At 52.2% G+C, this 15167-nt stretch carries 15 protein-coding genes; 12 read left to right on the top strand and 3 right to left on the bottom strand.

What is annotated here, in order from left to right; genetic code table 11:
- The first annotated feature begins 19 nt into the window (after positions 1-19).
- Complete coding sequence (locus tag ACLL9E_RS06325; protein WP_411290895.1) at positions 20-742, top strand: polysaccharide biosynthesis/export family protein; 723 nt, start codon at positions 20-22, stop codon at positions 740-742.
- A 42-nt stretch (positions 743-784) separates the two neighbouring features.
- Here the strand turns inward: ACLL9E_RS06325 and ACLL9E_RS06330 are convergent, their stop codons facing one another.
- Both ACLL9E_RS06330 and ACLL9E_RS06335 read right to left on the bottom strand, forming a co-directional pair.
- Positions 785-3283 (bottom strand): ATP-binding protein, encoded by a 2499-nt coding sequence (locus ACLL9E_RS06330; protein ID WP_411290896.1) that lies wholly within the window; start codon positions 3281-3283, stop codon positions 785-787.
- Complete coding sequence (locus ACLL9E_RS06335; protein ID WP_411290897.1) at positions 3280-5415, bottom strand: EAL domain-containing protein; 2136 nt, start codon at positions 5413-5415, stop codon at positions 3280-3282. The genes ACLL9E_RS06330 and ACLL9E_RS06335 overlap by 4 nt, the downstream gene beginning before the upstream one ends.
- Before the next feature lie 514 nt (positions 5416-5929).
- On the opposite strand from ACLL9E_RS06335, the gene ACLL9E_RS06340 reads away from it, so the two are divergent.
- Both ACLL9E_RS06340 and ACLL9E_RS06345 read left to right on the top strand, forming a co-directional pair.
- The gene (locus ACLL9E_RS06340) at positions 5930-6085 is read left to right on the top strand and encodes a hypothetical protein (protein WP_411290898.1); all 156 of its coding nucleotides are present in this window, start codon (positions 5930-5932) and stop codon (positions 6083-6085) included.
- 190 nt (positions 6086-6275) lie between these two features.
- Positions 6276-7097, top strand: a complete 822-nt coding sequence (locus ACLL9E_RS06345; protein ID WP_411290899.1) for a DUF2569 domain-containing protein — start codon at positions 6276-6278, stop codon at positions 7095-7097.
- Here the strand turns inward: ACLL9E_RS06345 and ACLL9E_RS06350 are convergent.
- On the bottom strand, positions 7030-8304 hold the full coding sequence (locus ACLL9E_RS06350; protein ID WP_411290900.1) for an O-antigen ligase family protein: 1275 nt from the start codon (positions 8302-8304) through the stop codon (positions 7030-7032). The genes ACLL9E_RS06345 and ACLL9E_RS06350 overlap by 68 nt on opposite strands.
- A gap of 444 nt (positions 8305-8748) precedes the next feature.
- Here ACLL9E_RS06350 and ACLL9E_RS06355 point away from each other — a divergent pair, with 444 nt between their 5' ends.
- From ACLL9E_RS06355 to ACLL9E_RS06395, 9 genes are all read left to right on the top strand, one after another.
- Positions 8749-8922: a Flp family type IVb pilin gene (locus ACLL9E_RS06355; RefSeq protein WP_411290901.1), complete on the top strand. Its 174-nt coding sequence runs from the start codon at positions 8749-8751 to the stop codon at positions 8920-8922.
- A gap of 171 nt (positions 8923-9093) precedes the next feature.
- On the top strand, positions 9094-9267 hold the full coding sequence (locus tag ACLL9E_RS06360) for a Flp family type IVb pilin (protein ID WP_411290902.1): 174 nt from the start codon (positions 9094-9096) through the stop codon (positions 9265-9267).
- A gap of 88 nt (positions 9268-9355) precedes the next feature.
- On the top strand, positions 9356-10312 hold the full coding sequence (cpaB, locus tag ACLL9E_RS06365; RefSeq protein WP_411290903.1) for a Flp pilus assembly protein CpaB: 957 nt from the start codon (positions 9356-9358) through the stop codon (positions 10310-10312).
- 4 nt (positions 10313-10316) lie between these two features.
- Positions 10317-11753: a type II and III secretion system protein family protein gene (locus tag ACLL9E_RS06370; RefSeq protein ID WP_411290904.1), complete on the top strand. Its 1437-nt coding sequence runs from the start codon at positions 10317-10319 to the stop codon at positions 11751-11753.
- Positions 11743-12012 (top strand): hypothetical protein, encoded by a 270-nt coding sequence (locus ACLL9E_RS06375; RefSeq protein ID WP_411290905.1) that lies wholly within the window; start codon positions 11743-11745, stop codon positions 12010-12012. The genes ACLL9E_RS06370 and ACLL9E_RS06375 overlap by 11 nt, the downstream gene beginning before the upstream one ends.
- Before the next feature lie 20 nt (positions 12013-12032).
- Positions 12033-13181, top strand: a complete 1149-nt coding sequence (locus ACLL9E_RS06380; RefSeq protein WP_411290906.1) for a pilus assembly protein TadG-related protein — start codon at positions 12033-12035, stop codon at positions 13179-13181.
- A gap of 23 nt (positions 13182-13204) precedes the next feature.
- Positions 13205-13675 carry a TadE/TadG family type IV pilus assembly protein gene (locus tag ACLL9E_RS06385; RefSeq protein ID WP_411290909.1) on the top strand — a complete coding sequence of 157 codons (471 nt, stop codon included), beginning with the start codon at positions 13205-13207 and terminating at the stop codon, positions 13673-13675.
- 11 nt (positions 13676-13686) lie between these two features.
- Positions 13687-14304, top strand: coding sequence for a TadE/TadG family type IV pilus assembly protein (locus tag ACLL9E_RS06390; protein WP_411290907.1), 618 nt, complete (start codon positions 13687-13689; stop codon positions 14302-14304).
- Between the two features lie 9 nt (positions 14305-14313).
- Positions 14314-15167, top strand: an 854-nt coding sequence (locus tag ACLL9E_RS06395; protein WP_411290908.1) for a CpaE family protein, incomplete at its 3' end; no start/stop codon positions are given.

Raw genomic sequence — 15167 nt, forward strand, 5'->3', positions numbered from 1 at the left:
AATGTTTTGGGAATCACCTATGCGTAAACTGCTATTAATTCTTGCTATGTCCTCAGCGCTTTCGGCATGTGGCGGTTCGCAACTTGGCGGAGCCGGAAGCGTCTCCAACGTAAAGGTTGTCGACAGCGATGTGTTGCCTGAACCGACACGGCTCGATTTGTTTGAACAAAACCGACCTTACTTAATTGGCCCTTTCGATACGTTGACCATTGATGTTTTTGGAATTCAAGAGCTCAGTAAGCTGGAAGTCCAGACCGATGCCGGCGGACGGATATCGTTTCCATTAGCAGGCATCATGGAAGCCGCGGGTAAAACACCAGGCGAGCTTGAAGAAGAAATCGAGGGCCGGTTACGTGGCCAATATGTCCGTGATCCGCAGGTGACCGTGAACCTGAAAGAAACTGTAAGTCAGGTTGTAACGATCGACGGGCAGGTTCGCGAACCTGGATTATATCCGGTCATCGGTAAGATGACTTTGATGCGTGCTGTGGCGGTCGCGAAGGGCACTGGAGAATTCGCGAAGCTTGATGATGTCGTGATATTCAGGACAGTGAACGGCCAAAAAATGGCAGCGTTGTATAATTTGAAGTCAATCCGTCGGGGAATCTACAATGACCCTGAGGTGTTCGCTAATGATGTGGTCGTCGTGGGGGATTCCCAGGCACGCCGACTGTTCAAGGATGCACTTCAAGTAGCCCCTACATTGCTCACGCCGCTAATATATATTCTAAACTCAAACTAACTGATGTGATTGTTTGCGGCTTGGTAATACATCTCAAGCGTTTTAGCCGGCTTTGGCCATCACGGCATGATCGCCAGTGTAGCTATCTTTTTGAAGCGCAGTGACCGCGCTGGCGATTTCCTCCTCCAGTCGGGCGAGATAATCCGATTTGTGCTCGGCAAATTCCGCATCGCTGATATTCTCCAGCTTTTCGCACAAGCGGGCCAATGGCAGCGCACCCATATTGTTGCCTGAACTTTTGAATGCGTGAGCACAAAAGCGAAATGCCAATACATCACCGGACTTCACCGCCTTTCGCAATGGCTCAAGCGTCTGTTCCACGTCTTCGAAGAACCCTTCAATCATCGTGTTCACAAAAACCTGGTCACCAATCGAACGAAGATATTGGATTTGAGCGCGATCAATGGCTTCATCACTGTAAGGGAGATCGCGGGTTATTGGCACCACTATGTTCTGCCGCTCGGGGCGATCGTCGAAAGGTGCATGTTCCCCATCCGTGGCACGAGCGCAGTATTTTTCGATTGTGGACAAGAGCAGCCTTGCATCGACCGGCTTGGTAATGCGCATGTCCATTCCTGCTTCAAGGCATCTCGTTTCAGTTTCTGTCGTTGCATCGGCGGTCACACCGATAATAGGCAAACGCCTCAGACCGCCTTCGCTCCGTCGCCACATGACGCATGCATCTATTCCACTTAAGCGCGGCATATTTACGTCGAGCAGAAGTATGTCGGTTTCGCCCTTTTCCAATTCTATCAGCGCCTCGTCGCCATCTGTTGCCATCGACACATGGTGACCCGCAGATTCGAGTATGGCCGCCAAAACGTTTCGGTTTGTCCGATTATCGTCGGCGACCAATATCCGTTTTGGTGTGTACGAGCGCTTTTCATCCTTGCTCTGATCGTTGGAAAACCGCATTTTGCGGGCAAAGGTACATCCAATTTTTACCGCGCTGTGGATATCCGCCAATTGAGCGCTTGACCATAAGAACGTAGTGAACGCGCGTCTTTCGGTAATGCCACGTGCTCCATTCGCTTCATACTCGGAAACCAGAACCGGTGCGATATCGGCATCGGCAAATATCCGCCACAAATTGTCATCAGGAGCAATGTCCTGAGCGAGGGAATCTGCAATGAACGCAACTTGGAAACGCGTTACATCAAGTTTGGTCAAGGCTGTGCCGATGTCGTTCTTATCTGCACATTGGACTTGATGCAGGTTGAAGGTCCCCTGCGCCAGCTGCAGAAAATTAGCGTTCATCTGACCAAAGCACAGGATATCGACTTCGCCGTTTGCATGGATGTCGTCGAGCTGTGACTGCCCCGCAACAGCCTTTACCGGAATTTCGATCCGGAACGAGCTGCCCTGGCCAATCTGACTTTCAACGGAAATGTTCCCGTCAACTTGCTCGGTGAGCTGCTTGCAGATCGACAGGCCAAGGCCGGTGCCGCCAAAGCGGTTCATGACAGTCTCATCGGCTTGTTGAAACGGCTGGAATATCCGGTCCTTGGCGGATTCAGGAATTCCGATTCCGGTATCTGACACCGAAAACCATAATATATGTTCAGTATCTCGGACACGTATCCCGCAACTAATGCTGATCGATCCCGCTTCGGTGAACTTGGCTGCATTGCCTACAAGATTGAGGAGGATATTTCGGACGACACTGACCGGTCCTTCAACAATATTATCGCTCATTGGCTCTGCCTGAAGATAAAGCGCGAGGCCTTTTTCTTCAGCGCGCACCGTCATGATATCACGGATTTCGGCCAGTAATTCAATTGGGCGAAACGTCGTTCGCTTGACCTGCGTCGTGCCTGTGCCGGCTTTGGCCACGTCAATAAGCTGCTCAATCAGATTGAGTAGATGTTCGCCCGCTAGCACGCTGGCTTCGACCATGTCTTTCTGGCCGCTTGGCATATTCGATTGACGCAAATGATTGCCGTAGCCGATGATGGCATTCAACGGGGTTCTCAGCTCATGACTGACACTGGCCAGAAAGAAACTTTTTGCCTTACTGGCCAATTCCGCCTGCTCTTTTGCGACGTAGGTATTCCGGATGAGTGTCAGGCAGTAGGCCGGGATGGCAAGCAAAGCCAAGGTCAGGCTTACGCCCAGGAGGAGATTTTGCTGCCAGAATGCGGTTAGTAAAACGACGCTGCCAAAACTGATCGTCGCCATGACTGACGCAATCACAAGCCATTTAACGCCGAAGCGAAACCCGTTGCTTAATATCATCCACAGCAAAATTGGATAAAAGACCGACATCTGCTCGGGCGCCTGAAACATGACTGAAAAAGCAACAATGGCGTCGGCCGTGGTGGCTACCAACCAGCGCCGCTCTTGTTGCCAGAGCTCATGCCATTGCATAGCCAATAACAGGACGTTTAACGTGGAATAGGAAAAAAACGCGATTATGATCGAGCCGCTGGCACCCAGAAAATAGCATGCCGCACCCAAGAGGACCCCGAGCATAATCCGGTTGATCAGCACAAGCTGTTCCGGGGCCACTTCACTGCGAAATTGGCGAATTAGCCGCTTCATTTTGTGGCCAATCGAAACCGCGCGCGCCCGTTGGCAAAAAGCTTATGCAGTTCATCGACAGATAAGGGACGGCCAGTCAGGAAGCCTTGCACTTCGTCGCAGCCTGACGCCCGTAAAAGTGCGAATTGAGCCTCTGTTTCCACACCTTCAGCAACCACGCGCATATCGAGCGCATGCGCCAGATGAGCGATAGTGGAAATGATGGCACGGTCCGTTGCCGAGGTTTCGATGCGTGAAATGAATGTCTGGTCGATCTTCAATCGGGTGGCGGGCAAATCGCGCAGATATTGGAGTGATGAATATCCAGTTCCAAAATCATCGATGGAGATTTGGATTCCGCCCGCCTGCAGTTTCGCCAACTGTTGATGCACTTTCAGGCTGTTATCAATTAAAAGCTCTTCTGTTATTTCGATTGCCAGCTTACCTCTGGGCACGTCATATTTTGCAACGAGATCGAGTATTTCAGTGCACATGGCAGCATATTGAAATTGCTTAGGAGAGACATTGACGGCGATATGGGGCAGTTCAATTCCCTGCCGCGTAAAATCAGCAATCAATTTGCAAACGGCTTCGACAACCCACGCGCCGATACGGCCAATCAGACCAGAGTCGTTCGCGACCTTTATAAAATCTGCTGGAGCCAATCGCCCGCGCGTGGGGTGGTTCCAGCGAACCAGCGCTTCAAGTCCGACATGATCACCTGAATTCGCGTCAATAATTGGCTGATATTCGAGGAAAAGCTGTTCGGTGTTCAGTGCCTCGCGCAAATCGACCTCAACCCCGGCGTTCATTTGTGCGATATGGTTCATTTGAGAGGAGAAAAAGCAAAAGCAGTTTCTACCTGAAGATTTCGCCTCATACATGGCAAGATCGGCAAGCCGAAGAAGTTCGTCTGGCGAGGTGCCGTCCTCGGGTATCAGTGCAACTCCGATACTGGCGCCAATCAACTGTTCAACGCCACCAATTGTATACGGCTCGCCAATCTTTGCGAGCAATCGCGTGCAAATCGCGGCGACGTTCGTGTTGTCCTCAAGATTTTGCAGCACGATGGCAAATTCATCACCGCCGATGCGGGCAGCAAAGCCATTGCTGTCCAATGCAGACGTAATGCGTTCGGCGACCTGCCGTAGCAGGACATCGCCCGTTTGATGCCCGCGCGTATCATTGATGACTTTGAATCGGTCCAGATCGAGCAACAAAAGTGCAGCGCCGCGCTTATTGGATTCGCTGTCGTCGATCGCCGTTCGCATCCACTGTGCGAGCAGGGTGCGGTTTGGCAGCCCGGTGAGCATGTCGTGCAACGCGAGATGCGTGCGGTGCTGCTCAGCAAATTTGCGCGCTGTGATGTCTAACCCTGTCGTCAGGATACCGATTGCTTGATTATCTTTGTTTAACAAGGGCGATTTATTGCAATGGAAAATCAGCTCAACGCCTTTGCTGACAAACTTCTCCTCGAAATTGGGGATGGTAACGCCTGACTCCAGGATTATCGCGTTCCTGCGCATCTCACGTTCTACAAGATCTGGATCCATGATGGCAGCAATTGATTTGCCGACAAGCTCATTCGGATCTCGCCCGAAAAGAGCAGCCTGGTACGAATTCAAGAACAGAAATTTGCCATTCCGGTCTGTGGCGTTGATAAGGATAGGGGTGGTGTCGATGATCTGTTCCAGAATCGACTTTCCGGCTTTGTCTTCATTACCCTGTTGACCGGCACGGTTAATTTCAAGTGATTGGTTGAGTTCGCGCTGGCGGTAGTGCTGTCCCAGAAGAAGCTGTGCCCGATCCCGAAATTCGATGTGGGTGACCGGTGTCTGTAAAAAATCCGTTGCGCCTGCATCCAATGCGGTGATCCGGCACTCTCGATCCTGCCGTGCGGTGATAATAATAGCTGGGATGTGCGCACCAACTGTGCGTGAACGTATTTTGCTTATAAATTCAGCCCCGTTCATTTCGGGCATGCGATAATCGACGATCAACAGATCGGCAGTTTCGGTTTCAAGCCATTTCAAAGCGTCAATCGCGCTGTGAAAACACTTGGCCGAATATTCAGGACCCATCATGGCGACATACTGCGCGTAAACGCGAAGGTTGGTCGACCGATCATCCACAATGACAATGCGCGCATGCATCCAGTTGCGCTAGCTTGAGAACCTCAAGGAATGGTTAAACTCGTGTTCGTAATTGGCTTGTTGGCCCAAAATGGAGGCATTTTTAAAGTTAATCACGGCACGTGAGACAAACATTATTGTCGCCTGAATTTACATGTCTGAATTTACGCGATTATTTCTAATAGTCTACCGATGAGGGTTTTCATTTCGATTCAGTTTCGGCGCAATTCAGAAAAATGTAGATAGGCTTTGTTCGCCGAATTCATACTTAAAGTACCAGGAACATGCGATATAAAATATTATTCGGAAGCCTGAATGCAGTGTGCATTTTACGTTCCTGAGGTAACAGCCAAACCTGACAGCAATCGCCGACGCGATTTAGCGTACATTCAAAGCCGGACCACATTTCCATCGCATTTTGCTCAACTCATCAGGAAATGTGGGAACCATCCATACACGCATTAGTTTCCTAGTTTAAGTGAACTTGGTATAAATGACATGTGAATGGTCGTGAAAGATGTAAATACAATAGAACGTGAAGCAAAACACATTGTTCGTTGGTCGGATCGCGACTTACAAATATTACAATATGGATCAGGTTGTCGGGCAAGCATTGGCCACATGGCGCAAACAGGTTCTTGCTGACCAAGAAGCCGTTCAGGCCGTCACTGCGATAAAAGCGGTTGGATAAGTATATACTTCATAATGGGTACGAAGAGCAGGGCGGACTATCCACCCACTCATTGTGCTCCAGGAAGGCACCGTGCCCGCCAAAATTACCCGTGAACTTGAGCGCGGCAAAAACAGAGCCAATATGAAAGACTCTATTAACCTTGTTTACCTAACGTGCGTGTGATTACCCTATCTGGAGCACGCAGGTCATGAAGGCACTTATGGCAGCATATCAAGCAAAGCTATATCGTAAGAGCATATCTGCGGTGGCGATGATCGAAGGCAGTTTTCCCAAGATCATCCTTGCGTGGGTGGTGTTCGTTGCGCTTGCGGGTATGCTCAGGATCAGCTTTGCCTCGTCGCTCATCAACAGCAGTGCAAGCTTGCTGCAAACGGTTACGCCTTATGTTCTGCTTGGCCTGTCACCGCTTGCTGCCTTTTGGATCGCGGGCCAGCTATTCCCCCGGGGCGTGCTGATGCAGCAACCCGAAATCCGCCTATCACGTTATGGTAAATGGCAATCGGTTGATGTCTTGGCGGCCCGTGAGCATCCCTTGTTCGGCCCAACCGGCATGATGGCGTCACTGCTGATTGGTATGCTAATCAATGTTCCGGTGCGCAGCCTTGAATTTCTTGCTGCTGTTCCCGCGATGAATGGCAACGCGCCGTTATGGGGACAAGTCCTGTTCGCTGCGATGACATTTGATGTCGTGGTCATGAACTTTTTATATGTGCTTTGCTTCATGGCCGCCTTGCGCTGTGCACCCTGGTTCCCCCGTTTTCTCGTTGTTGTTTGGGGGCTGGATATAAGTTCGCAATTATTAATGGGTCAGATTGTCGGCGGCACCGCTGGCTTGCCGCTGGGCGTTGGCGACGCGCTGTCGAGTTTGCTTCAGGGTAACTTGCAAAAGGTCATGATCAGCATGGCGATCTGGTTGCCTTACCTCATACTGTCGGAACGGGTTAATCTGACGTATCGTGCCCGCGTTGCGTTGGCGCCGGCGCAATCGAGCTTACAATTGCCACGATGAATATCGTGATAGGGTAGCTGAAATACAGCGCGCCATCATAAAGCGAGTAGACCATCATGCCCATGACGCCACCGACCCCAGCGGCGCTTGGTCCCTGTGCGTAAGGCCAGCCCCATCGCCGCAAAGCGGGAAGGGAGGTTAGGCATATAAGTAGAACCGACAAGATTCCACCGGCAAACAAAAATTGCAGTGGAAAGTTGTGCGGATGGAAAAATTCGTCAGGCTTAGCGGTACCGAATTCGCCAAATTGGCCGACGCCCCATCCCATCAATGGGCGTTGAGCAATTCTGTCTATTGTTCCGGCCCACAGCTCCTTTCGCCCCGAACTTGCGTCAGCATCACCTTTAGCGGTCACATCTGCCATACCGGTGGCACCGGCGATCCCGTATATGGGATGAGGTACCGGCATCATTGATACCACTGCAGTTGCGGCTAATGCTGATGACACCAAAAACGTGGCAACCAGTTTGCGATTACCTGCTGCGACGCACAATGTTGCGAACATGGCGACCAATGACGCCAGCAATGGACCTCGCGATCCCGTCCATAATGCAAGACCAAGGCCGACCACTCCAAATAAAATGGGTAAGCCCCAACGCAGATATAGATTTGTGCTATTTCGGAAAGATATCAAAGTGACCAAGCCCGCTACCACAATGGCAAATGCAAAATATCCCGTATGGCGGACATTGTTTACGCCCGGGACTCGGATCACCCATTCTTCGCCTTGCGGTGAGACCATCACGATATGTGTGGCCCATAACAACACATAAAGCAAAGTGCCTATGCCAACGGATATCCAAAGCGCCAGAATGAACCGCGGACCAATGGCTCTTGCCATGTCAATCAGCGCCAACAAGAACAACGCCGCAACGGTAAGCTTGGAAAGGTTGATAGCCGCATGCACATGATCTTTGTCAGGTTGAAACGAAACCACGCTTACTACGACGATCCAGATCAATAACGCTGCCTTTGTTAAGCGGGGCAGTTGCCGCAATGCGCGAAAGGGCGAAAAGAAACTTCCCATTGCAACCAGCACGAAAATCATTTGGACCAGTGGCACGACAAACGAGTAAGCGCGCACGAAGACCTGCCAGTTCTCCGGCTTGCTGGTCATGTCGAGCGGGAGCAGGACCATCCACACTGGCAACAGCCCGATAAGCAATGCGGTCGGATAGAGAGTAATACGTGATGCGTTGCTACCCATATGGCCCCCAGAGCGAATAGCGCGTGTCTAACGTGTTTAATTCGGAACACAATAAGGGGTTGGTAAGTTTGCCACTGTTAACTCAGGCATCTGTTTACCCGATTTTACACATGATACCGATTAGCCATGAGGGTTATACATCTTTAGTAACATATTGTGATTCGGCGATTTTGTGGCATTTTTTGCATATTTGGCCTTATGGTTAACAAAAAGTTTCTGCAAACCTTTGTTAATTAAGCGTAAATTTAAAATGTTGACGATGGCACCCCTTTGGAGGACCTTTTTGGTGTTCTAGGGAAACGAACGCGAAATGAGGTCAGACGCAATTCTGGCTTAAAAACAAAAACAGGGTCGCGTTTGGTTTCAGTTTGCCCCTTTTCCCTAGACTGTCCTGTTCGGCCGGATGCCGAAATGGAATTTTTTTTACATATAAGGGGTATTATTATGGTCAAGTTTGTAACATCGTTTCTGCGTGACGAGAGCGGCGCATCGGCTGCTGAATATGCTTTGATCCTTGCCATCGTTGGTTCGGGTATTGCCGTTGCTGCCGTTGCACTCGGCGGCGCAATCAGTAACTCACTTGGCAAGCAAGCAAACAAAATTGCGGCTATCACGTAAATTCTAAATCGCAGGCCGCCACGTCGGGCGACGAGGTGGCGGCCTGTAGCCCGAGTTATTATAGTTCGGGTTTTTCCGGTTCAGAAGCTTGCAAATCCTGATGGGTTGCTTGCGGCAATTGCGGCAATCATTTTCGTCCGAATTTGCATAGATTGGATAAGGAGTATTATCATGATTAAGTTGGTAACATTGTTTTTGCGCGATGAGAGCGGGGCTTCGGCCGCTGAATATGCTTTGATCCTTGCAATTATTGGTTCTGGAATTGCTATTGCTGCTGTTGCTTTAGGCGATGCAATTAGCGGTTCACTCAATAAACAGGCCACTAAAATAACTTCTATTACTTAGTTTTATCATTGCAAGCCGCGGCATCGGTTCTCGATGCGGCGGCTTACACTGGTTTTGTGAATTAATTGGGGCGGGGTATTCGGTCAAAATGTTAGCAAATCGAAATTTGTTGATCGTGGCTATTGCGGCACTCATCGGTATAGTAGCCGTTATCATAGCCAATGCCTATTTGTCGGGCGCGGAAGAGCAGCAGGCGACTGCGGCGGAACAGGGGCGCCTTGTACAAATAGCCGTTGCGCGCGTGCCATTGGAATATGGAGCGACGCTTTCAGCAGAAAACACGCGCATGGTCAGCTGGCCGGCAACATCGATGCCCGCTGGTGCGTTTCAATCGCTCAAGGGCCTGTATGGGGGTGAGCCCCGTGTTGTGCTTCGTCCGATTGAGGTCGGCGAACCCATATTGCCAGGCAAGATCACCGGCTTTGGCGGCAGGGCCAGCCTTTCCGAATTGCTAGAGACTGATATGCGCGCCGTTGCGGTGCGCATTAACGATGTGGCAGGGGTCGCAGGCTTCGTCCTCCCCGGTGACCGCGTCGATGTTCTTTTGACCCGCACGCCAAAGCTGGATGGTGAAGTGGGTGAGGTCGAACCGGTCACTGACATATTGCTTCAAAATGTCGGCGTGCTGGCCATCAACCAAGTGGCAAGCGAAAAAGCAACCGAGCCGAAGGTAGGAGCTACTGCGACGCTAACGGTTGATCAGCAAGGTGCGCAAAAACTGGCGCTTGCAGGGCAAGTCGGCTCATTGTCGCTCGCGTTACGCAATGCCGCCAATCAGGACGAGTTTATCTCGCAAACTGTCGGCACCCGCGATCTGGGGCAGGGTAATACGGGCGTCAGCCTTTATGCCGGATCAGGAGAACGGCGCGAAGCCACGCCAGCTTTCTCGGCAAACCCTTTCCCATACCCAACGCAAGCTGTTACTTCGGTGCGCCGCGGCCCGGTTGGCATTGCCCGGCCACGTCGTGCAAATTCGGTCGGCGTCGAAATCGTACGTGGCACGACAAGTACAAATTACGATGTCACGCGCCAGGGGGGATATTAAGCGCATGAAAACAGCATTTTTCCTGACCGCAGCACTGCTTGCACTTGCTCCGCTCACGGCCCCTGCTGCGTTGGCGCAGGGTTATTCGACATCGTCTGACGCTGGCTTGCTTGCGGGGCAACTGGATGTTCCGCTGAATAAAAGCCAGGTTGTCACCGTTGACCGGCCCTTTACCAAGGCAATGGTCGGCAATGAGGAAATCGCCGATATCGTGCCCGTCACCAACCGGTCGCTTTATGTGCTTGGCAAGAAAATGGGCACGACCAGCCTGACCATCTACGACCGCAACAACATCGTCATTTCGGTGGTCGATGTCGCGGTGGGGCCAGACATTGTGTCGCTGCGTCGCCAAATGGCTGAGCTGATCCCAGGCGAACAAATTGGCGCGCGCATTTCGAATGACGCAGTGGTGCTGACGGGAGTTGTGTCCAACGGCCCCGCCGTCGACCGCGCCATGCAGCTTGCACAAAGCTACGCTGGTGACAAGGTGATCAACATGATGTCGGTCGGCGCAAGCCAGCAAGTCATGCTTGAGGTCCGCTTTTCCGAAATCAATCGTCAGACTGGCAAGCAAATCGGGATTAGTGGTTTCACCAATGATGGCCCGAGCTTTGGTTCAGCGACAGGCAACGGCGCGGGTGCATCACTAAACGAAAACGGGTCGGGCATATTGCGGCTTGATTCCGTCACTGGAAGCTTTGGCGTATTCCGCAAGGCGTTCAGTGCACTTGGCCTGAATATTAACGCCACGCTCGATGCGCTTGAGCGCAAGGGCCTTGTCAAAACGCTCGCCGAACCGACATTGATTGCACTTTCAGGGGAAACCGCGTCTTTCTTGGCTGGCGGGGAATTTCCCGTACCAGTGCAGCAGAACACCGGTGGCGGCAATGCTGGCGGGATCACGGTAGAATTTAAACCTTTTGGCGTCAGCCTTGCGTTCACGCCAACTATCTTGGCCGATGGTATCATCAACCTTCAGGTTGAGCCCGAGGTTAGCTCAATCGACCCGACGGCTTCAATAACGGTAAATGGCCTGACCATTCCCGGCTTGCAGACGCGCCGCGCGAACACGGTGCTTGAACTGCGTGACGGTGAATCCTTTGCGCTCGCTGGTTTGATCCGCAAGGATTTTGCAACTACGGTGCGTCAGGTGCCCTTGTTGGGGTCGATCCCCATCATCGGCGCATTGTTCCGCTCATCCGGCTTTACCAAGGGTGAAACCGAATTGGTAATCGTCGTGACACCGCGCATTGTGCAGCCGGTAAAGGCAAGCCAGATCCAGCTTCCAACGGACCGCGTGCAGAACCCAAGTGAAGGCGAATTGTTCTTCCTTGGCCGGACAGACAAGGCGGTAGGCGTTGACCCGGTTAATCCCGATGCCCCCCCGCCAGAAGGCAGCACCTCCACCGCAACCAAAAAGGCAGATGGCTATGACTATTAAGCGGATATTTGCATGTGCGGCGTTGGCGCTCAGCGTTGCGGCCTGCACGCCAAATGATATCGGCCTTGGTAATGCAGTACGCGCAAATTATGCGGCGCAAGTCGTAGAGCCGGACCCGCAATATGCGGATGCAATGGTGGCCAATGGCGCGCAAGCAGCAGCACAGGACCGCTATCGCAAGGGCAATGTCAAAAAGCCGGTCAGAGCTGAGACAACTGTTAGCAAGTCGGGAAGTGGCTCGGGTGGACAACCCAACTAGGTAATGAAGGAGATGGAATCGTGTTGCGGTTTATATGGCGCCTTAAAAAGGATGAATCGGCAGCGGTTGCAGCAACAGTCGCATTGTCACTTTTTGGACTCATAGCCGTTGGCGGTATCGCGTTTGATTACGCGCGTATGGTCACCCTGGATACCGAATTGCAAAACGCCGCCGATCAGGCTGCACTGGCAGGGGTGACACAATTGGACGGACTGTCGGGCGCTCGCGCTCGCGCCACAACGGCCGCACAAACGCTGGTAGCAAACAAAACCCGGCTATCGAACGACGGGGGAGGATCGGCAGTCGTTGTTCCTACTGCCAGTATAAGTTTCTTCACGGATACCGGCGCAGCAGGGACGGATACAACGGCAACGCGCGTTAAGGTTAGCGTCACACCGCGAAGCGTGAATTATGCGCTAACACCGATTACAGGGCTGTTAAGTTCACCGAACCTAGGCGCGTCTGCGCTTGCTGGCATCCAATCTGCTGTTTGTAATGTCCCACCGCTGTATATGGCGATCGACCCGACAGCCGAAGCACGCCCCCTCAATCCGGGAGTGGGCGTCCTGCTTCTTAATGAAGAAGGCTCAAGCCGATTTGGATATCTTGATGCCGGCGGCGGTGGTTCTGACCTCAAGGCTGCGCTCGCTTGGAATGACCAAACAGGTTTGTGCCAGCGCGTTGGCGGTGTGACGGTAAAAAGCGGGGTCAATGCATCTGTCGAAAAGGGGTTCAACACCCGTTTTCAGACCGGAAATGATCAAAAAGATTGTCCAAACGGTGGTGGAACTTGCACGCCTGCGCTCAACATAACTGAGTATGAAATGGACACATGCCACCTCAACGCGCCTATTTCGCCCTGTACACAAAAAATCGGTGATGGGGTGTGGGTCGGACAAATGGGGGGTCGGTCCAGATATCAAACATACAAAGACGCCATAGGTTCAAACTACAATTTCGGGTCAGATCGTCGCAGGTTGACGGTTGCGCTGATCCCCTTTGGCACGGTTTCAAACACAACCCCTGTTACTCCGACGAAATGGGTGGACGTGTTTATTGTCAGGGCAATGGAGGGCAACGGAAACAAAATGCGTCTTTACGTTGAAATTATCGGGGATAGCAGTTCTGCCACTTCTGGACGCAGAGACGTCCCCTATTTGATTGAATGACGATGAAGTCCTTCCGCGCCTTGATGATATGCAGAGCCGGAGCCGCCGGGGCCGAGATGGCGTTGGTAACACCGTTGCTCATTGTAATTATGTTTGGCATTTTCGATGCCGGGAGTTTCTTTTGGAACCAGCATATCGTTGCTAATGGCGTACGTGATGGCGTGCGTTTTGCAGCGCGGCAACCGCTTTCGGCATTTTCCGGTTGTGCACCGACCACAGCCGTGCGTGACGCGACACGAAATGTTACGCGTACGGGCCGTGTCACTGGTGGAACCCCCCGCATAAGTAACTGGACTAATGCAGCCACTATCACTGTTACCAGTCCTTGCAGTAGCGGGACAACAACCGGCATTTACAAAAATAATCCCGGGGGCGCTCCGGTGGTAAACGTCACTGCCACCGTTGTTTACCAACCGTTGTTCAACAACCTTGGCTTTACAACAACCAATTTGAATATGAAGGCTGATGCGCAAGCTGCAGTGATGGGCTTCTGATGATAAGGGGTGTGCTGAACATCAGCCGGCGTATCTTGAGTGACCGAACGGCGGCTAGTGCAGCAGAATTTACGCTGGTCTTACCCTTGTTGCTGTTGTTTATCTTTGGCATCATTGATGTTGGTCGATTGATGTGGGAATGGAACCAGGCGGAAAAGGCAACTCAAATGGGAGTTCGCTACGCTGCTGTAACGGATATTGTGCCCTCGGCTTTGGGCAGTTACGATTTTACCACTCAATCCGGGGTTTTGCAGGGCGGACCTGTGAGCTCCACGCTTTTTCCAGGGGTAAGCTGTACAGGCACGTCAAGCACTGCCGCCTGCACTTGCAAGGGGGCATGCGTTTTTCAGCTTACGGCTAGTGCAACTGCATTTAACAATATCGTAACCAGAATGAGCCGAATTGATAGTCGCATCACGCCAGCGAATGTCGTGATCGACTATGACTATTCTGGTCTCGGTTTTGCCGGTAATCCATATGGGCCGGATGTGGCACCAATCGTCACGGTGCGAATACGCAACATGCAGTTCCAGTCATCGGTAGGGCAACTCTTCGGGGGAACCCTGACAAAAGCAGGATTCGCATCGTCTCTCACTCTCGAAGACGGCACTGGAACGGTTTCGAATTAGGTAATGAATATGAGCTATCTAACACAACTTCAAACACTACCGGAGGACTGGGTTTTGGATCTCGATCGGCATTCTGTGCTCCTTGTTATGTCGGAAGCCGAGATGGTTGCGGCGCAGCTGGATGCTGCTGACGCTGGTGCATTGCCTATCATTCTGAATACCTTGCCTGCGGATGCTGAGATACCTTCTTCGGCGCTTGCCGCTGCAAGCGTGCTGGTACTTGAGGTTTCCCCTGCAAATCCGGCGTCACTGGAACGGCTTTCGGCTGTTCGCGCGTTGTATCCCGACCTCCCCGTGATCGCCGCCGTGCGAGACGCCAACCTGGCCCTTGCACGCACATTGTTGCGGCAAGGTGTGCGCGATGTGGTAAGCCTGCCGTTACCGCAGGCGGAGCTTATCGAGATATTACGGGAAATCTCGGTCGAGCTGCGCGCGGAGCCCGCTTCCGAGGTTGCGCTGGGCCAGCTGGTTACGATCATGAAGAGCATCGGCGGTGTGGGCGCAACGACGATCGCTACGCATCTGGGTAGCGAGCTTGCCGCACGGACCACAGGCCGCGGCGTGTGTGTTTTCGACCTCGACCTGCAATTCGGTGATGCGGCGTCTTATCTCGGCCTGTCTAACCAGCTTTCAATTGCAGATTTGCTTGAGGCCGGATCGCGGATTGATGGCGCGTTGCTGCGCTCTGTTGCCACAACAACAGAAAGCGGGCTTCATGTCATTGCGGCGCCAGTCGACATGATGCCAATTGAAGCAGTTAATGCCGATCAGATATTGCGGATCATTGATCTAGCGCGGCAGCAATATGATTATGTCGTCATCGATTTGCCGACCAATTGGACAAACTGGGCGTTGTCACTGGT

This window comes from Sphingorhabdus sp. (assembly GCF_046596595.1).
Taxonomy (GTDB): domain Bacteria; phylum Pseudomonadota; class Alphaproteobacteria; order Sphingomonadales; family Sphingomonadaceae; genus Sphingorhabdus_B.